The organism is Pseudomonas sp. ME-P-057 (assembly GCF_030208975.1).
Classification (GTDB): domain Bacteria; phylum Pseudomonadota; class Gammaproteobacteria; order Pseudomonadales; family Pseudomonadaceae; genus Aquipseudomonas; species Aquipseudomonas lutea.
The window spans coordinates 58817-76842 of record NZ_JARVSX010000022.1; the positions used below are offsets into that span (position 1 = coordinate 58817).

An 18026-nucleotide genomic window follows, 5' to 3' on the forward strand; every position below is an offset into this window, starting at 1 on the left:
CTTCCCGGCTGAAGCCGGTCCCACACTGGTCCGCGTCGCTGGTTGATCGTCCCCACGCTCCGCGTGGGAATGCCGCCCGGGACGCTCCGCGTCAATCGCTCTGACGCAGAGCGTCAGCAAATGCATTCCCACGCAGAGCGTGGGAACGATCGGGTCTGTCAGGTCCGGCGTAACGCAACGGCGTATGCGGGCACGCCCGGGCGCTGCTTATAAGCTCAATCCCACATCCGTTCCAACTATCACCGCCTCGTACAGTCACACAGTCATTCCCGCCCATTGACTGATGACGAATCCGGATGAGTTTCATTCTTTGCACGACCGTCTTCGGTGTCCTGCTGATGCTGCTGGCACTGACTTCTTCCTACCTGCGCTGGCTGCCGGTGACCACCTCGGCGGTGTGTCTGGCGTTTGGCGCGGCGATTGGCCCGTGGGGCCTGGACATCGCGCAGCTGGATGTGCGCGACGCGCGCCACTGGCTTGAACGGCTGACTGAAATTGCCGTGTTGTTTTCACTGTTCAACACCGGCATCAAGCTGCGCCTGCCGCTGCACCGGGGCGCCTGGTATTCAGCGTATCTGCTGGCCGGGCCAGTGATGCTGGCGACCATTGCCGGCGTCAGTCTGGTCGCGCACTACTGGCTTGAGCTGTCATGGCCGATCTCGCTGTTACTCGGCGCAATGCTTTCGCCCACCGACCCGGTGCTGGCAGGGCTGGTACAGGTCAACAGCGCCCAGGACCTGGACCGGGTGCGCTTCGGCCTGTCCGGCGAGGCCGGGCTCAACGATGGCACGGCGTTTCCGTTCGTGATCTTCGCCTTGATGTTCATCACCCATGGCTTCTCGGATTTCAACTGGACCCAGGCCTGGCTGCTGAAGAACATCATCTGGGGCGTGCCGCTCGGATTGCTGCTCGGCTATGGACTCGGCCGCGGCGTCGGCCACTTGATGATCTACCTGCGCATCAAGAACGCCGACAGTACCCAGTCGCCCAATGACTTCCTTGCCCTCGCGCTGATCGCCATCGCCTACGTGACCGCCGAAGGCCTTGGCGCCTACGGGTTTCTGGCGGTGTTCGCGGCCGGCATCGGCTTGCGCCATGCCGAGGTCAAGACCACGCAGTCAGAGGTCCCGGCCGAGCACGTGGCGATTCCGGTGCTGGGCCACACCCACAGCGATCCTGAGTCGGCCATCATGGGCGATCGCGAATCGCTGTCGGACAGCCAGCTGGCGGCCGGGGTAATGATGGGTGACATGATGGTCTTCGGCAGCCTGGTCGAGCGCGCCATGGAAGTGTTGCTGATCACGCTGCTGGGCGCCGCGCTCGCTACCTACTGGGACTGGCGCGCTGTCGGGTTGGGTCTGGCATTGTTCTGCATCATCAGACCGCTGAGCGTGTGGCTGATGATCAGCGGACGCCTGCTGACCCGGCCCCAGAAGGCACTGGTCGGCTGGTTCGGCATTCGCGGCATCGGCACCCTGTATTACCTGTGCTACGCGCTCACCCACGGCTTGCCGGCCGAAGCGGTACACACCACCATCAGTCTGACGCTCTCAGTGGTGGCGCTGAGTATTCTGGTACACGGCATCAGCATTCAGCCGCTGCTGGAGTGGTACGAGCGCAGCATCGCCGGTGACGCAGAAGCTGAAAAGACCGACCGGGCGGACTGACTGCGTTTCAAAATCTCATCCGCTTCAGCTGCCAAAGCCGCGTGATAGACAGTGTCGATGAAGCCATCAGAACAAGCGATTGGACGCTATAGACCCCGATCGGTAGCGTGCTCACTAATTGATCGGGTCTTTTGGGCGTCTTCTGCCCTGCGGTTTAACGTCGCAGCGGGGCGCTCATCGGCGATCGGCGCCGTGTCGGCTGACACCTTCGCGCAACAAGACTGGATGCTTGAACCCCTCCTTCATTACCGCGTCGCTGGCTCAGACAGTCGCGACGCCGTTCATTGCGTGCGAGCCCGGAAGCCTATGTCCATCAATACTCCCCAGCAGATCGCCGAGATCACCATCGAAGCCGGCGTGAAGAAGTCTCACATGGCCACTCCGGCGATTCTGGTGCTGGGTTTTCTGGCTGGCGCGTTCATCGCCCTGGGCTTTTTGCTGGACATCCACGTCAGTACCATGATCCCGACGCAATGGGCCTCGCTGGGTAACCTGCTGGGCGCTGCCGTATTCCCGATTGGCCTGATTCTGGTCATTCTGGCCGGTGGCGAGCTGCTGACCGGCAATATGATGAGCCTGCCCACCGCTATGTTCGCCGGGCGCATCCCCTTGTCGGCGGTGGTCCGCAACTGGGCGCTGGTGACGTTGGCCAACCTGCTCGGCGCGCTGTTCGTCGCTTATTTCTTTGGTCACGTCCTGGGCCTGACCGAAGGCGCGTATCTGGCGAAGACCCTGGCCATCGCCAAGGCCAAGGCCAGCGCTGACTTTTCGCAGGCCTTTATTTCCGGCATTGGCTGCAACTGGCTGGTGTGTCTGGCGGTCTGGTTGTCATATGCGAGCAAGGACGTCACCGGCAAGATCCTTGGCATGTGGTTCCCGATCATGGCCTTCGTCGCCATCGGCTTTCAGCACGTGGTAGCCAACATGTTCGTGATCCCGGCGGCGATTTTTGCCGATGCCCTGAGCTGGACCGATTTCGTCGAGAACTTCGTCGCGGTGTTCCTGGGCAATGCCGTGGGGGGTGCAATTTTCGTCGGGCTCGCGTATTACGTGTCCTATTCCAAAGCCATTCAGGCTTCGGCCACCGGCGCCCAGGCGGCGGTCATCGAACCACAGGCTGCCGGGAAGATTTAACGCCGTACTCGCGGGCCGTCTATGCAGATGGCTCGCGCGCTGTTTCTGCCACGCAACACGCTGTCGAGAGGAAGTAATGTCAGATCGAGTCCTGATGGACAGCTATTCACGCAAGGTTGATTACGTCCGCCTGTCGGTCACTGATCGCTGTGATTTCCGCTGCGTGTATTGCATGGCCGAGGAAATGACCTTCCTGCCGCGTCAGCAGATCCTCTCTCTCGAAGAAATCCATCAAGTGGCCGAGCGCTTCGTTGCGCTGGGCACCAAAAAGATTCGCCTCACCGGCGGTGAGCCGCTGGTGCGTTCCGGTATCGTCGGATTGTGCCGCAGCATCGCCGCCCTGCCCGGCCTGCGCGAGCTGTGCATGACCACCAACGGCTCGCAACTCGACAAGCTGGCAGTGCCATTGTTCGAAGCCGGCCTCAAGCGCCTGAACATCAGCCTGGACAGCCTCGACCCTGCGCGTTTCAAGGAACTGACCCGCACCGGTGACCTGAGCAAGGTCATTGCCGGGATCGACGCCGCCAACGCGGCAGGCTTTCAGCGCACCAAACTGAACTGCGTGGTGATGCAGGGCCGTAACGACCACGAGATCAACGACCTGGTGGCGTTCGCGATTGATCGCGGCGTCGACATCACCTTCATCGAAGAAATGCCGCTGGGGGTTATAAGCGAGCACAGCCGCGCCGAGTCGTTCTTCTCCAGTGAGCAGGTGCGCGAGCGTATCGCCGAGCGCTACACCCTGGTGCACTCCACCGAATCGACTTCCGGGCCATCGCGCTACTGGCGTGTGGCCGAGGCGCCGAATATCCGCATCGGCTTTATCTCGCCCCACAGCCACAACTTCTGCGCAACCTGTAATCGAGTGCGCGTCACGGTCGAGGGTCGCCTGTTGTTGTGCCTGGGCAACGAACACTCGGCGGATCTCAAAGCCGTGCTGCGGGCCAACCCCGGCCAACCGGAGAAGCTGGAAAACGCCATCGTTAACGCCATGCAGCTCAAGCCCTGGAAGCACAACTTCGAGCTCAACGACGATGTGCAAGTGGTGCGCTTCATGAACATGACCGGGGGCTGAGGGCTTCCTGAAGCTCCCCCGCTCAGGCGCAGCTGAGCCGTCGCGCCCTAGCCTTCCTGTACCAGGGTTTCGAACGCTTCTTCAAGGTCGCTTCCGCGAGTGGGCCTGACCAATCTCAACACTTCCTGCCCGTCACGCATCAACACCAGCGTCGGCCACAGCTTCACTTTGAACGAACGCCCCAATTTGCGACCGCTGCCATCTTCGATCTTGATGTGGCGCACCTGCGGGTAATCGGCGACGACCTTCTCGATCAACGGCTGCGCCGCGGCGCAGTGCCCGCACCCGTTGGTACCGAAGTCGACCACGACGCAACCGGGCATGGCATCCAGTTCGGCGCGCGACAGGGTTTCGGGGAGATAAGGTTCGGTGGGCATGGCGGTGCTCTCTCTCTCTGCCAGGACGATGTTGTCAGTCTAGCGACGCGTGTTGCCGATGGGTATCGCCAGCACGCGTGAGTTTGCAGGCCAGCATCCTGGTTGGCCAGGCATCGGTGTGCCGACGGTTACCGAAACCGTCGGCACACGCCCTTACAAGCGGGTCAGCCCTGGATGAAGCCCAGCAGGATTTCGTTGATCTCTTCATGCTGCACAGTGCACATGCCGTGGGAGCCGCCTTTGACGACGTGCAGGGTCGAGCCTTTGACCAACTCGTGGCTCTTGTAGCCAGACGCGGCAATCGGCACGATCTGGTCGTCGTCGCCATGCAGGATCAGGGTCGGCACATCGATTTTTTTCAGGTCTTCGGTGAAGTCGGTTTCCGAGAAGGCCTTGATGCAGTCGAACTCGCCCTTGACGCTGCCGAGCATGCCGATGGACCAGAACGAGTCGATGGCGCCCTGTGAGGTTTTCGCACCGTCGCGGTTGAAGCCGAAGAACGGAACGGCGAGGTCTTTGAAGAATTGCGAGCGGTCAGCGGTGAAGCCGGCGCGGATGCCGTCGAAGACGTCCATCGGCAGGCCTTCGGGGTTGGCCGCGGTTTTCAGCATGATCGGCGGTACGGCGCCAATCAGCACGGCTTTGGCGACGCGGGCAGTGCCATGGCGGCCGATGTAGCGGGCGACTTCGCCGCCGCCAGTGGAGTGGCCGATCATGATGGCGTCGTTGAGGTCCAGCGCTTCAAACAGTTCGGCGAGGTCGTCGGCATAGGTGTCCATGTCGTTGCCTTCCCAGGTCTGGCCGGAGCGACCGTGGCCGCGGCGGTCGTGGGCGATGACGCGGTAGCCTTTCTGGCCGAGGAAGAGCATTTGCGCATCCCATGCGTCGCCGTCGAGCGGCCAGCCATGGGAGAAGACGATCGGCTGGCCGGTGCCCCAGTCTTTGTAGAAGAGTTCGGTGCCGTCTTTCAGGGTCAGGGTGGACATGGGGCGCAATCCTCAAGAGGGGGTTTGGGGGAAGGTTGAGCGTAGTCGGTGATTCAGATGCTGGATTGCTGATATGTGCTTGTTTGCGTATGGCAGGGTCTGAGGCAAATCAAGATCTACAGCTAGATCAATATCTACAGCTAGATCAAGGTCAAAAGCGGTTCGGCCTAACGGCCTCGGGTTTCGCCTTCGGCGAGTTACTTGATAGAGCCCCAAGTAACCAAGGGCTTGTGCTCCTGGTTTGGCCCCTCCTTCGTCGGGGTTCCTTCACTCCGGTCTTGCTCCGTGGGCCCGCGCCGAACGGACATCCATGTCCTGACGGCGCTCTCGCCGCATCCATGCGGCTCGACCCACTGCGCAAAACCTGCGTTCAGCCTGCACCCAAGTCGCGTTTTGCGGTGTCTGGAATTTTTGCGGATGAAGAGCAGAAGCACAGCAACAGCAGAACAACAGCAGAACAACAGCAGAGCAAGTGCGGAGCAAATGCGGAGCAAAAGCAGAGCCAAAGCTTCCCGGCTAAAGCCGGTCCCACAGGGTGTACGCGGTGCTGCTAGTGGGACCGGCTTTAGCCGGGAAGAGGCCGGTGTGGGCGCCATCAATTTCGGGGCAGACACCATCAACGTGGGAGTGAGCTGGCTCACGAAGACGGCGTTTCGGACGCTGAAGGTCTGGTCGTGCTCACGCCCAGCCTGGGCAGCGCACCAAGTGCTTCAGGCCTGATTGCCACCCCGGCTCAATGCCCCCAGACGACCGGAGATGGACTGCATGCCTTTGCCCAGTTCGCGCAAGGTGCCGGCGTCCCTGGCGCCTTGTTCGCTGGAGGCGTGGATGCGCACCGCCAGTTCGTTGATTTCGTGGGTGACATGGCTTTGCTCCTGGGCGGCGACGGCAATCTGATGAGCGCGCTGGACGATGTCGTCGAAGCTGAACACGGTGGTGCCCAGTGTGGCGGCGACGCTGACGGCTTGCTGCACCGACTCACGGGTGCGGGTGGCACCGCTTTGCATGGTCGAGACGGCCGCGGTGGAGGCCTGACGCAATTGCGAGATCATCTCCTGAATCTCGTTCGCCGACGCCTGGGTTCGCCCGGCGAGGGTACGCACCTCGTCAGCCACGACTGCAAAACCGCGGCCCTGCTCGCCTGCGCGCGCCGCTTCGATCGCCGCGTTCAGGGCCAGCAGGTTGGTCTGTTGGGAAATCGATTTGATCACCTCCAGGACGCTGCCCACGCGCTCGATGTCATCGCCCAGCTGGGTGATGGCGCCGGCCGCCCCGGCAATGTCCGTCGCCAGCACCTCGATGGACTGGCTGTTGTGGTTGACCTGATCCTGGCTTTTTTGGGCGTCGCCCAGGGAACGGCGGGCGGTGTCGGAGCAGTCCGTGGTGTTCTGGGCAACTTCGTTCGCACTGGCCGACATCTCGGTGATCGCCGTCGCCAGCAAGGTGTTGTCTTGACGCTGGGATTCGGCCCGCTCGGCCACGCCTTGGGACAGCTGCGCCAGTTCGTTGGCCTGGCGCTCCAGGGACAGCGATTCCTCGGCGATGCGATGCAGCATGTTGCGCAGCGAGCCGGCGTATTGATTGACCGACTCACGCAGCGCGCCGATCTCGTCGGCGCGCAAAATCGCCAGCTGGGTGTCGGTCTGACCGCCCTGCCCCAGACTCGAGATCTGTGCAGTGGTTTCCTCCAGTTGCGCCAGCAGCCGTTTGCCGGCCAGCCAGGCCAGACCCAGCAGCACGCCAAGCAGCGGCAGCAGGAACAACAGAATCTGTCCGGTGAGGCGGTTGGCCAGGCCGACGACGCGGGCTTCCGGCGTCACCAAGCCAATGCGCCAGCCCGTGCCAGCCATGGTCGCCAGCGTGACGTACGCCGGACCGTCAAGCCGACCATCGTGCTCGATTCTCAGGGTCGACAGTGCTGAGGTGTTATTGGCGAGCTGATCAGCCACCGGCTTGAACCAGGCGTGTTCCTGGCTCAGCCCGCTAACGGTCAACAGGCCCTTGGTGCCTTTCGCGTCGGGGAAATACAGCAGGTTCCCTGAAGGATCGACCGCGAATGCGTAGCCGTCTGTCACGCCGCCTTTCTCTTTGAGGAAGGCGGCCAGACCGTCAAGCTTGAGGTCGATGGTCGCGACACCGGCGAAGGCGCCCTGCGCCCGATAAGGGACGCTGCAGGTGGTCATTGCCACGCCGCTGACCGGATCCTGATAGGCATCGGACCACACGCAACGACCCGCCGGCGCGGATTTGGCCCCGGTGTACCAAGACTCAGCCTGATACGGCGGTGTCTTGACCTGGTTGTATTCGTCTGAAAAGCCCAATCGATTGCCGGCGTCCCGTGACCAGAAAAAACTGCGGCGCTCGGTGCCTGCGGCGAAGGCGTTGGGCTCCGGCCACACGCCGCCACCGGCGATCGCGGCATCCCCCTGACTGTCGATCAGTCCGGGGAAATTGCTCATGTACAGGGCTTCGTCGCGGGGCAAAGACTCTGCCAGCAGCGCCATGGCAGCAGCCGTGCCTTCGATGCGGCTCAACGGCAGCGCCAACTGACGGGTAATGGCACTGGCTGACTGCTCTGCCGACTCGGTGCCGGCGGCCACCAACTGGGGTTTGCCGCCCAGAGTCATGACCGCGAAAATCGCCACGGCCGTGAGCACCAGCAACGTCAGGATTCCCAGGGTCATTCGTCCAGCGATACGGCAGGGAATCAAAGACATGGTCAAACTCCGAAGAAAATGTAGGGCTACATTTGCAACGGCCATCACAGGCAAAAGTTGAAGCCGCACCGAGGTTTAAGCGACCAGAGCGACAGGTGGTAACAGGACGACTCACCAAACCTCGCCTGCCAGCCCCGTTCAGACCTTCATTGCGTCCCGCGCCACCCGAACGTGTTCGGGCAAATCCTCGGCATGCTCCATTAGCCAGGCATCCAGGGTATGCCCGACATGGGTCAGCACTGCTTGTCCAGGCTTGAGCTCGTCAATGGTTTTGAGCGCGAGGGTCAGGTCATTGTGGTTGCGCGGTGCGTGCGGTTGGGGCGGCATCGAGCAATCCAGAATCAGCACGTCAAGCGCTTCGCGCTGCAGGAAGGTTTGCGTATCGTGGGGCAAGCCGACGGTGTCGGTGAGGTAGGCGATGCGCCGTCCACCGCCTTCCAGCAAGTAACCCAGGGTTGGCCTGGAATGCAGCAGCGGCAGTGCCGTGACCTGGAGGTCGCCCAGCCCGCGGCTTTCGAATGGCATGAAGGGTCGGCTGAAATCCAGAATGCCCGGGTGTTTGTACAGGTCCGCCAGCCCTTCCGGGTCCGCCGGGCCGTGGACCGGAATAACCAGGCCTTGCCCCCAGCGCAGGTGCAGCAGGCCCTGGGCGTGGTCGGCGTGGTAGTGGGTTTGCAAAATGCCGCTGAGGCTGCGCGGTGGGAAACGTTCGGTGAGGTCGGTCAGGCCGCTGTCGATCAACCAGCGTTGTTCGCCCACTTCGACCAGCGCACAGCAGGGGCGCCGGCGCAGTCGCTCATCGTGACGGGCCGCGTGGCAGGCGGCGCAGTCACACCCGTAAACCGGGACTTGCCGCGCATCTCCTGTGCCCAGCAAGGTCAGGCGCATGCGTCGGCGCGCTCCAGGTGTTGCATGAGCCTGCCGACCGTTTGCTCAAGGGGCCCCGAGTTGTCGAGCACGATTAATTCCGGGTCATCGGCGAGCAGGCCTTGGGTGAACTGCGCATTGCGCGCCAGTCGCGTCTCGATGTCTTCGGCCGACTCCCGCGCCCGGCGTTGCAAACGTTCGCGCAGCACGGCTTGATCAACCGTCAGCAGCACTACGCTCATGTGCGGGTAACGCGCGCGCGCCTGAGGCAGGTGGCCGCGCGAGCCGTTGATCAGCACGTCCTGACCTTCCGCCAGCCACTGATCGATCTCTATCGGGATGCCGTAATGCAGGCCGTTGGCGAACCAGTCCAGCGCAAAGGCGCCTTCGGCCTGCAGGGCTTCAAAGCGCTCGACGCTGACGGCCTGAGCCGCCTCGCCGGTGGCCTCGGCCGAGCGTGTGATGACCCGCCGCACGATTCGGCAGCCCCGCGCGGCCAATGCCTCGCGGGCAGCGTCCAGCAGGCTGTCCTTGCCCGAGCCCGAAGGCCCGATGAGATAGATCAACCTGCCCGTCATCAAAACACCCTCTTCGCTTGTCGCCATACCTGCTCAATGATCGGCAGCGTGCCCACCGCCTGGGCGTGGATCAAGTCAGCCCGCAGGCCTACCCGAATCTCGCCGCGATCGTACAAGCCCGCCGAACGCGCTGGCGCGAGGCTGACCGTGCTGACCGCGCGTGCCAGTCCCGCGCCTGTCGATCCGCCTGCCGCTTCCAGCTGCGCACCCAACGTGAACGCCGCCTGCAACAGACTGGCCGGATAGTAATCGCTGGAGAGGATATCCAGTAGCCCTTCTTCGGCCAATCTCGCCGCTGCGATGTTCCCCGAGTGCGAGCCGCCGCGCACGATATTCGGCGCGCCCATCAGCACGCTCATGCCCAGACGACGGCAGCCCTGCGCGGCTTCCAGTGTGGTCGGAAACTCGGCGATGGTCATGCCGTACGCCGCCGATTCCTCCACGTGGGCCAGAGTCGCGTCATCATGGCTGGCCACCGACAAGCCACGCTCCAGACAGATATCGACAATGGCGCGGCGGTATCGGTCGCTGTAGGTTTTCGAATTGGCCACCTGCTCGACGATGAACGCGTCCATCTGCTCGCTGCTCAAGTGGTACTTGCCCATGTAGTACTCACGGTATTTGGACTCAAGGGCGAACTGGCGCTGGCCCGGCGAGTGGTCCATGGTCGAGACGAGCTGTACCAGCGGTTGCTCCACCAGGTCGCGGAACACGCTCAAGGTATCGGGATGACACACTTCGCAGCGCAGGTGCAGACGGTGCTCGGCGCGGGTCATGTTGGCGGCGTTTGCCTGGGCAATCGCCTCGACCATGCCCGGCAGTTGCTGCATGCGCTTGCCCTTGGGGTTGACGTCGCCGATGGACAGCGCGTCGAAGACCGTGGTGATGCCAGCCGCGATGATTTGCGCATCGTGGCTCATCACCGCCGAGGCCGACGGCCAGTCCACACCGGGCCGCGGGCTGAGGTGTTTTTCCAGGTTGTCGGTGTGCAGCTCCACCAACCCTGGCAACAGGTAGTCGCCGTTGAGGTTCTGCGCCTGGGGCAAGTGGCTGACGCGGTCGTCGACCTCGCTGATCAGGCCGTTACGCAGCACCACGGTGCCGAGGAACACGCCCTGGGCAGAAACCACACTGGCGTTGGTCAGGATCTGTTCGTTCAGCATTGTGCGGCCTCCTTCAGCGCCGAAGTTTCGGTGGTCGCGCGTGCCGGATTGGCAGCTGAATCGAGCGCAGACGGTGTCATGTCCAGATGCCGGTCGCAGACGGCTTCACGGGCGACGCGGTCATGGAAGATGCCAATCACCGCAGCGCCTGCGTGTTTGGCTTCATTGATCAGTTCAAGCACTACCTGACGATTATCGTCGTCCAGCGAGGCCGTTGGTTCGTCGAGCAGCATCACCGGCCACGGCACCATAAAACCGCGCGCGATGTTGACGCGCTGCTGCTCCCCGCCGGAGAACGTCCCCGGCGCCAGTTGCCACAAACGCTGGGGAATGTTCAGGCGAGCGAGCAGATGCTCGGCCCGCGCCTGGGCGTCTTGCCGGGTCCAGCCCCGGGCCAGCGCTGGCTCCATCACCACGTCCAGCGTCGCGACGCGCGGGATGACCCGCAAAAACTGGCTGACGTAGCCCAGGGTCTGCTGGCGCACCTGCAATACCTGGCGCGGGGTGGCACCGACCAGTTCCAGCCACTCGCCCTGATGCTGCACGCGAATACTTCCGCCTGCGGGGAGATAGTTGCCGTACAGCGTGCGCAGCAACGTGCTTTTGCCTGCCCCGGAATGGCCGTGCAGGACCAGGCATTCGCCGGCACTGACGGCGAAATCAAGGCCATCCAGCACGTTGAGGACGACACCGCTCTGCTGATGCAGGGTGAAAGTTTTCGAGAGGTCACGGACCTCGATCAGCGTGTTCATTGAAAGCACCCCGGAAGTCGGATCATGGCTGCAGCACCGAAGACACCAGCAGCTGCGAGTACGGGTGTTGCGGATCGTCGAGGATCTGATCGGTCAGGCCGGTCTCCACCACGCGGGAACGGCGCATGACCATCAGGCGATCGGCGAGCAGGCGCGCCACGGCCAGGTCGTGGGTCACGAGCACCACTGCCAGGTCGAGCTCGCGCACCAGCCCGCGCATCAGGTCGAGCAAGCGCGCCTGCACCGACACATCGAGGCCGCCGGTGGGCTCGTCCATGAACACCAGTCGTGGGCCGGACACCAGGTTTCGAGCAATCTGCAAGCGCTGCTGCATGCCGCCGGAGAATGTCCGTGGCAAATCGTCGATGCGCGCCGGATCGATCTCCACCTGATTCAGCCAGTCCAGCCCCGCCGCGCGCAGCGCCTGATAATTGCGCACGCCCTGGGCCATCAAGCGCTCACCGATGTTGGCGCCGGCCGACACCGCCATGCGCAGGCCGTCCCGGGGGTTCTGCTCGACGAACCCCCATTCGGTGCGCAGCAGGGTGCGCCGCTCGGCCTCGCTGGCGCTGTACAGATCCAGCCACTCACCGGCGTGTTTGTGGCCGTCGGCGCGGCGGTAGTCGATGACGCCGCTGTCCGGCGGGCAGCGGCCACTGAGCAACGACAGCAGGGTCGACTTACCCGAGCCCGACTCACCGACGATGCCCAGCACCTCACCGGGGTACAGCTCGAAGCTGACGTCCTGACAGCCTTTCTCCGGCCCGTACAGTTTGGTCAGGCCGCGCACTTTGAGCAGCGGCTGGGTGCGATCGCTGACGACGTCACGGTCGATCTGTTGAGCAACGTTCATTGTGCGGCCCTCCCCTGACTGACGCGTTGTGCGCAGTAATCGGTGTCCGAGCAGACGAAGCTCTGGGTGCCCTGATCGTCGAGGATCAGCTCGTCGAGGAATGACTCGCGGCTACCGCAGATGGCGCAGTTGTGCGCCCATTGCTGCACTTCGAAGGGGTGGTCCTCGAAGTCCAGGCTGGTGACGCGGGTGAACGGCGGCACGGCATACAGGCGCTTCTCGCGACCCGCGCCGAACAGCATCAACGCCGGGCTCATGTTCAGCTTGGGGTTGTCGAATTTGGGGATTGGCGATGGGTCCATGACGTAGCGCTCGTCCACGGTCACCGGGTAGGCATAGGCGGTGGCGATGTGGCCGAAGGTGGCGATGTCTTCGTAGAGCTTGACGTGCATGACCCCGTAATCATTCAGCGCGTGCATGGTCCGGGTCTCGGTTTCCGAGGGCTCGATGAAACGCAGCGGCTCGGGAATGGGCACCTGATAGACCATGATCTGATCGGCGTGCAGCGGCGTTTCCGGTATCCGGTGACGGGTCTGGATGATCGTCGCTTCGGGGGTTCGCTCGGTGGTGGCGACGCCGGCGGTGCGGGCGAAGAAACGCCGGATCGACACGGCGTTGGTGGTGTCATCGGCGCCCTGATCAATCACTTTGAGTACGTCTTCGGCGCCCAGAATCGCGGCGGTCAGTTGCATGCCGCCGGTGCCCCAGCCATACGGCAGCGGCATCTCGCGACCACCGAACGGCACCTGATAACCGGGAATCGCCACCGCCTTGAGCAGGCCGCGCCGGATCATGCGTTTGGTCTGCTCGTCCAGATACGCAAAGTTGTAAGCCTCGTCGCGCGGCAGCTGGGGTTGTGGCTGCGGGTGCGGCCGAGGTTGCGTGGCGGCGTTCATTGGGCCTGCTCCTTGGAGGGCGTGCGCAGTTTGCGGATCAGTTCCAGTTCGGCCTGGAAGTCGACGTAGTGCGGCAGCTTGAGGTGGGAGACGAAACCGGCGGCTTCGACGTTGTCGCAGTGCGCCAGGACAAATTCCTCCTGCTGCGCGGGCGAGACGATTTCTTCGCTGTATTCATCGGCGCGCAGTGAGCGGTCCACCAGCGCCATGCCCATGGCCTTGCGCTCGGCGTGACCGAAGGCCAGGCCATAGCCGCGAGTGAACTGCGGCAGCTCGGTGGCAGAGCCGACGAACTGGTTGACCATTTCGCACTCGGTCACTTCGATGGCGCCGATGCAGATTGCGAAGCCCAGCTCTTCCGGCTCGATCCAGACGTCGACGTCGCCCACTCGAATCTCGCCGGCAAACGGGTGGTTGCGCCCGTAGCCACGTTGGGTCGAATAGCCCAGCGCCAGTAAAAAGCCCTCGTCACCGCGGGCCAGCGCTTGCAGTCGCTCGGCGCGGCTGGCCGGGTATTCCAGTGGCTCGCGGGTGATGTCCGCCACCGGCGCACCGGTGTCGGTTTCCTCCTTGATCAGCCCCTCTTTGGCGAGCAGCCCGGAGACCCGTGGACACGCCTGCACGGTCGCCCCGGCCTGCACTTGGGGGCCGGGAAACTCACCCTCGGCCAGCAGGGTGAAATCCAGCAGGCGGTGGGTGTAGTCAAACGTCGGCCCCAGCAACTGCCCGCCCGGCACGTCCTTGAACGTGGCCGACAGACGCCGGTTGAGCTGCATGCTCGCGGTGTCGATCGGCAGACTGGCACTGAAGCGCGGCAGCGTGGTGCGGTAAGCGCGTAGCAGAAAGATCGCTTCAACCAGATCGCCCGCCGATTGCTTGATCGCCAGGGCTGCCAGTTCGGCGTCGTACAGCGAGCCTTCTGTCATCACCCGGGCCACGGCCAGGGGCAGTTGCTGACGGATCTGCTCTACGCCGAGTTCGGCGACGGCGGTATCGCCCCGACGCTTCCTGGCCAGCAGCGCGTGAGCATTGTCGATGGCCTGTTCGCCACCCTTGACGGCAACGTACATCAGGCAGCTCCTCTCGACGGTTGGAGATTGGCGGGCTGCGACTTGAGCAGCACCTGGGTGCTGCGCGGCAGGCCCAGCAGTTCGCTGCCGGCGACGAAGAACACGTCGATGCCACGGGGGAAGTCGTTGCGGGCTTCGCGCTCGCGCCAGAACGCTTCCTGCAGCGGCAGGCTGACGTGGTTTCGGGTTTCGATGCCCGGGCCTTGCCAGGCCAGCTGGGTACCGCCCTGCAGGCTCGGCAGCTGAACCAGCAGCGTGCAGGACTGGTCCGGGTAGCGGTCGTTGCCAAGGTCGAAGCCGCTGAGGTCATGCAGCTGGCTGTCATCAAGCAAGGCGAAGCGTGCGTTTTGCCGGTCGCTGACAATCGGACAGCCGCAATGGAACGTCAGGTTGGCGCGAATCGCCTGAGTGTCGAAAGTCGGGGCAAGCCACAGCGGCGTGTCGACGTCCAGCAACGCCAGGCACAAGGCGTGGCTGGCGGCGGCGAGACCCTCCAGGTGCGGCGGGGTCTGGGTGGCGAGCAGACTCTGGGCCACACCGGGACCGGCCAGGGCCTTGAGCGCGGCGCGAAAGCTGCGCTGGGCGTCCAGCACCGGATCGGCGAACGCGGGCTGCAACAGCGATGCAGGCAAGGATTGAGTTGCGAGAGAGGTGCTCATCAGTTTTCTCCTCTGACCAGGGTGAAGAAGTCCACTTTGGTCGCAGCGGTTTCGGCGTGTTGTTGAGCCCGGCGCAGGTCTTGCGCCCGGGCCAGCGGGTCAATCAGGTCACTGATCCAGTGCGCCCGGCGTGCGCCCTGCAAATGCGCGTCGGCCAGAGCGGCGAGCTCGGCGTGGGCCTTGTCGCGGCCGGCCAGGTAACTGAAGCCGGTACGGCCATCGGCCAGGCGCACCACGCAACGTGTCACGGTCATTTCGCCGACGTTGAACGGCGCGCCGCTGCCGCCCATGCGGCCTCGCACCAGGGCCATGCCGATTTCCGGCGCGCGGATCAGTTGGTAATCGGCGTCGCGCAGCGCAGCTTCGTGGGGCAGCAGTTCGGCGCGACGGCTGCGCGCGAGCACGCCAATCCAGTGCTGGCGGGCAGCCTGGTCAGACGCTGGAGCATCGGGTGTGTCATGGGCAGGTGTGGCAGTCATCGAGGGCATCTCCATCAGGTGACGATCTGATACTGGAAGCGGTCGGAACGGCTGGTGGAATGGGCAATCTCCACCGCGTTTCCAACTGCGTCATGGGAAAGGGTGAGCACCGTCAGCGCAGGCAGATGGCGCGGCATCAACAGCACGCTGGCTTCTTCGCGACTGGGCAAGCGCGCACCGATCAGGCTGAACGTCCGGGTCAATGGCAGCTGCCGCTCGGCCAGGAACTGGCGCACCGAACCGCTGGTGTAGTCGGCAATCAACGGCGCGCGAGTGGCGCAATAACGATGGCGAATCAGGCAAACCGGCTGGCCGTCGAGGCGGCGCAGGGTCTGCAGTTCTATGAGTGGCGCGTTGAGAGGCAGGCCCAGATGCTCGGCCTCCTCCGCGGTGGCGGTGCAGTGCCGACGCTGCAGCAACACCGCCTCGACGCCATGACCCAATGCCGACAGCGATTCGCTGTAGGCGCTGCCGGCGGCAACCGGGTAGACCAGCGGCCGCCCCAGCACCTGCGTGCCTTTGCCCTGGCGGCGCAGCAGGCTGCCTTCACGCACCAGTTCGTCGACGGCACGGCGCAACGTGTGACGATTGACCTCAAAGCGTGCGGCCAGCTGCACCTCGGCGGGCAGGTAGTCCCCGGCGCTGTAGCGGTTGAGTTCGCTGCGCAGGGTGTGCGCCAGTTCGAGGTACATCGGTTCGCGCTGCGCGGGCTGGCGGCTAGAGGCTGCCAGCGGCGCAGCGGGGTGAAGCAGGACTTCGGTTTGTCTAGACAACTGCATGGCTAAAAAAAGGGTTCGCACCCTCTCCTGTCGTGGTCGTTAGATGAACTGCTTGCGCAGGCGCTGGGAGAAGATGTCGATGACGCTGACCACCACGATGATCACCAGCAACACCGAGCAGGTCTGGGTGAACTGGAACGCCCGGATGTTTTCCCAGAGGATCACGCCGATCCCGCCGGCACCGACCATTCCCACCACCGTCGCCGAGCGCACGTTGGATTCGAAGCGGTACAGCGCATAGGAGATCCACAGCGGCATGACTTGCGGGATGACCCCGAAGATCACTTCCTGCAGGGCACTGGCGCCCGTGGCACGCACGCCCTCGACCGGGCCGGGGTCAATCGCTTCCACCGCTTCGGCGAACAGCTTGGCCAGCACGCCGGTGGTGCTGATCCACAGCGCGAGGACGCCCGCGAAAGGCCCCAGCCCGACGGCCACCACGAACAACATTGCGAAGACCATTTCGTTGATCGAACGGAAGGCATCCATGACCCGACGCAGCGGCTGGTGAATCCACCAGGGTGTGATGTTGTCGGCACACAGAATGCCCAGCGGCACCGAGCAGACGATGGCCAGCAGCGTGCCCCACAGCGCGATCTGCACGGTGACGATCATTTCCTTGAGATAGGCCCGCCATTCGTGGAAGTCCGGCGGGAAAAAGTCGGCGGCAAAGGTGGCCATGTTCCCGGAGTCGCGGTACAGCGCCAGCGGGTTCATCTCGGCGCCGTGCCAGGCCCAGGCCATCATCGCCAGGAACAGGCCCCAGCCCAGGTATTGCGGCCAGGTCCGTTTGCCGGCGGTTTGCAGGTAAGCAGCGTGAGTGGTCATAAGAAGTCCGGTTGCGAACGGGTGAACGGTCATGCCGGGCGCGCTGAGCCGTGACGCTTGAGGCAGCGTCGTGAGGCGCCAGCGCGCCGGGTGCATCAACCCGCCTTGGCGGTGCCTTGTTTTTCCAGCTCGGTGATGCGGTCCTGCAGCTTGGCGAGACCGGCGTCGATGTCTTTCAGGCGCGTGGCCTTCTCATCGGCGCTGAGGGTGGTGCTGGCCGTGGTTTCGGTTTTCTGCTTGAAGAGCTCAAGCTGGCGGATGGTCAGCAACTGGTCGTCCGAGGATTTGAGGAACTTGCTCATCTGCATGTTCTTCAACACGGCCTTTTCTTCATCCGTGTCGCCGTAGTTGGCGAAGAAGTCGCGGATCTTGTTCTTGTCCGCGTCCGACAGGCCCTTGCGCCAGACCATCGGGTCGGCCGGGATCAGCGGCGATTTCCAGATCACTTTGAGCAGCGCGGCTTTGTCTGGCTGAGTGACTTCCAGGCGGTCCCAGCTTTCGGTGTTGAAGGTCGCGACATCCAGCTGCCCTTTCGCCACGCTCAGTGCGTTGACTTCATGGCTGGAGTTAAGCGTGCGCTTGAAGGCGGTGGCCGCATCGACATGGTTCTGGGCGAAGACGTAATAGCCCGGCACCAGATAGCCCGAGGTGGAGTTCGGGTCGCCGTTGCCGAAGGTCAGTTCCTTGGAGTGCTTGAGCATGTCCTCGACCGAATTGATCGGGCTGTCCTTGCGCGCAATGATCACGCTCCAGTAACCCGGCGCGCCGTTGGCCGCAGCGGTCTGAGCGAAGATTTCGCCGCCGGAACGGTCGACCGCCTCCATGGCCGCCTTGTTGCCCAGCCAGGCCACGTCCACCTTGTTGAAACGCATGCCCTGAATCAGGCCGGCGTAGTCGGAGGCGAAAGTGGCATTGACCTTGAGCCCGGTCTTTTTCGACATGTCGTCGATGAAGGGCTGCCAGACGCTTTTCAGGTTTTGCGACGACTCGGTGGACATGATGCCGAAGTTGATGACGTTGTCGTCTGCCTGCGCAGTGCCCATCAGGCAACCGGCAATCACAGCGGCAGACGCGAACACGCGCCCGATACGGTTCAACATGGAGAACTCCTGAAGCGGGGTTGGGGTGAGGGATTCGCGGCGCAAA

At 63.5% G+C, this 18026-nt stretch carries 18 protein-coding genes; 3 read left to right on the forward strand and 15 right to left on the reverse strand.

What is annotated here, in order from left to right; translation table 11 throughout:
- Nucleotides 1-296: 296 nt before the first annotated feature.
- The 3 genes from QRN48_RS12745 to moaA all read left to right on the forward strand — a co-directional run bounded on the left by QRN48_RS12745 (nucleotide 297) and on the right by moaA (nucleotide 3876).
- On the forward strand, nucleotides 297-1667 hold the full coding sequence (locus tag QRN48_RS12745) for a cation:proton antiporter (RefSeq protein WP_285350935.1): 1371 nt from the start codon (nucleotides 297-299) through the stop codon (nucleotides 1665-1667).
- A gap of 306 nt (nucleotides 1668-1973) precedes the next feature.
- Nucleotides 1974-2801 carry a formate/nitrite transporter family protein gene (locus tag QRN48_RS12750; RefSeq protein ID WP_191943332.1) on the forward strand — a complete coding sequence of 276 codons (828 nt, stop codon included), beginning with the start codon at nucleotides 1974-1976 and terminating at the stop codon, nucleotides 2799-2801.
- Between the two features lie 76 nt (nucleotides 2802-2877).
- Entirely contained in the window at nucleotides 2878-3876 is a 999-nt protein-coding gene (moaA, locus tag QRN48_RS12755) for a GTP 3',8-cyclase MoaA (RefSeq protein WP_037010387.1), read from the forward strand.
- A 47-nt stretch (nucleotides 3877-3923) separates the two neighbouring features.
- Here moaA and QRN48_RS12760 read toward each other — a convergent pair whose 3' ends face one another.
- From QRN48_RS12760 to phnD, 15 genes are all read right to left on the reverse strand, one after another.
- A complete protein-coding gene (locus QRN48_RS12760; protein WP_285350938.1) occupies nucleotides 3924-4253 on the reverse strand; it encodes a thioredoxin family protein in 330 nt (109 codons plus the stop codon).
- 164 nt (nucleotides 4254-4417) lie between these two features.
- Nucleotides 4418-5239 (reverse strand): alpha/beta fold hydrolase, encoded by an 822-nt coding sequence (locus QRN48_RS12765; RefSeq protein ID WP_037010390.1) that lies wholly within the window; start codon nucleotides 5237-5239, stop codon nucleotides 4418-4420.
- Between the two features lie 710 nt (nucleotides 5240-5949).
- The gene (locus tag QRN48_RS12770) at nucleotides 5950-7956 is read right to left on the reverse strand and encodes a methyl-accepting chemotaxis protein (RefSeq protein WP_285350940.1); all 2007 of its coding nucleotides are present in this window, start codon (nucleotides 7954-7956) and stop codon (nucleotides 5950-5952) included.
- Nucleotides 7957-8094: 138 nt separating this feature from the next.
- On the reverse strand, nucleotides 8095-8844 hold the full coding sequence (gene phnP / locus QRN48_RS12775; RefSeq protein WP_285350941.1) for a phosphonate metabolism protein PhnP: 750 nt from the start codon (nucleotides 8842-8844) through the stop codon (nucleotides 8095-8097).
- Nucleotides 8835-9401 carry a phosphonate metabolism protein/1,5-bisphosphokinase (PRPP-forming) PhnN gene (gene phnN / locus QRN48_RS12780; protein ID WP_285350943.1) on the reverse strand — a complete coding sequence of 189 codons (567 nt, stop codon included), beginning with the start codon at nucleotides 9399-9401 and terminating at the stop codon, nucleotides 8835-8837. Before phnN ends, phnP begins: the two co-directional genes overlap by 10 nt.
- Nucleotides 9401-10564 carry an alpha-D-ribose 1-methylphosphonate 5-triphosphate diphosphatase gene (locus tag QRN48_RS12785; RefSeq protein ID WP_285350945.1) on the reverse strand — a complete coding sequence of 388 codons (1164 nt, stop codon included), beginning with the start codon at nucleotides 10562-10564 and terminating at the stop codon, nucleotides 9401-9403. Before QRN48_RS12785 ends, phnN begins: the two co-directional genes overlap by 1 nt.
- The gene (gene phnL, locus QRN48_RS12790) at nucleotides 10558-11316 is read right to left on the reverse strand and encodes a phosphonate C-P lyase system protein PhnL (protein WP_285350947.1); all 759 of its coding nucleotides are present in this window, start codon (nucleotides 11314-11316) and stop codon (nucleotides 10558-10560) included. Before phnL ends, QRN48_RS12785 begins: the two co-directional genes overlap by 7 nt.
- A gap of 22 nt (nucleotides 11317-11338) precedes the next feature.
- Nucleotides 11339-12169, reverse strand: coding sequence for a phosphonate C-P lyase system protein PhnK (gene phnK / locus QRN48_RS12795; RefSeq protein ID WP_285350949.1), 831 nt, complete (start codon nucleotides 12167-12169; stop codon nucleotides 11339-11341).
- Entirely contained in the window at nucleotides 12166-13065 is a 900-nt protein-coding gene (locus tag QRN48_RS12800) for an alpha-D-ribose 1-methylphosphonate 5-phosphate C-P-lyase PhnJ (protein WP_052075086.1), read from the reverse strand. Before QRN48_RS12800 ends, phnK begins: the two co-directional genes overlap by 4 nt.
- Entirely contained in the window at nucleotides 13062-14135 is a 1074-nt protein-coding gene (locus QRN48_RS12805) for a carbon-phosphorus lyase complex subunit (RefSeq protein ID WP_191943342.1), read from the reverse strand. Before QRN48_RS12805 ends, QRN48_RS12800 begins: the two co-directional genes overlap by 4 nt.
- Entirely contained in the window at nucleotides 14135-14767 is a 633-nt protein-coding gene (gene phnH / locus QRN48_RS12810; RefSeq protein WP_285351039.1) for a phosphonate C-P lyase system protein PhnH, read from the reverse strand. The genes QRN48_RS12805 and phnH overlap by 1 nt, the downstream gene beginning before the upstream one ends.
- Before the next feature lie 26 nt (nucleotides 14768-14793).
- Nucleotides 14794-15273 carry a phosphonate C-P lyase system protein PhnG gene (gene phnG, locus QRN48_RS12815; protein ID WP_052075088.1) on the reverse strand — a complete coding sequence of 160 codons (480 nt, stop codon included), beginning with the start codon at nucleotides 15271-15273 and terminating at the stop codon, nucleotides 14794-14796.
- A 14-nt stretch (nucleotides 15274-15287) separates the two neighbouring features.
- Nucleotides 15288-15965: a phosphonate metabolism transcriptional regulator PhnF gene (phnF, locus tag QRN48_RS12820; RefSeq protein WP_285351042.1), complete on the reverse strand. Its 678-nt coding sequence runs from the start codon at nucleotides 15963-15965 to the stop codon at nucleotides 15288-15290.
- 126 nt (nucleotides 15966-16091) lie between these two features.
- Nucleotides 16092-16880: a phosphonate ABC transporter, permease protein PhnE gene (phnE, locus tag QRN48_RS12825; protein WP_037010404.1), complete on the reverse strand. Its 789-nt coding sequence runs from the start codon at nucleotides 16878-16880 to the stop codon at nucleotides 16092-16094.
- A gap of 95 nt (nucleotides 16881-16975) precedes the next feature.
- Nucleotides 16976-17980, reverse strand: a complete 1005-nt coding sequence (phnD, locus tag QRN48_RS12830; RefSeq protein WP_285350954.1) for a phosphonate ABC transporter substrate-binding protein — start codon at nucleotides 17978-17980, stop codon at nucleotides 16976-16978.
- Between the last annotated feature and the right edge of the window lie 46 nt (nucleotides 17981-18026).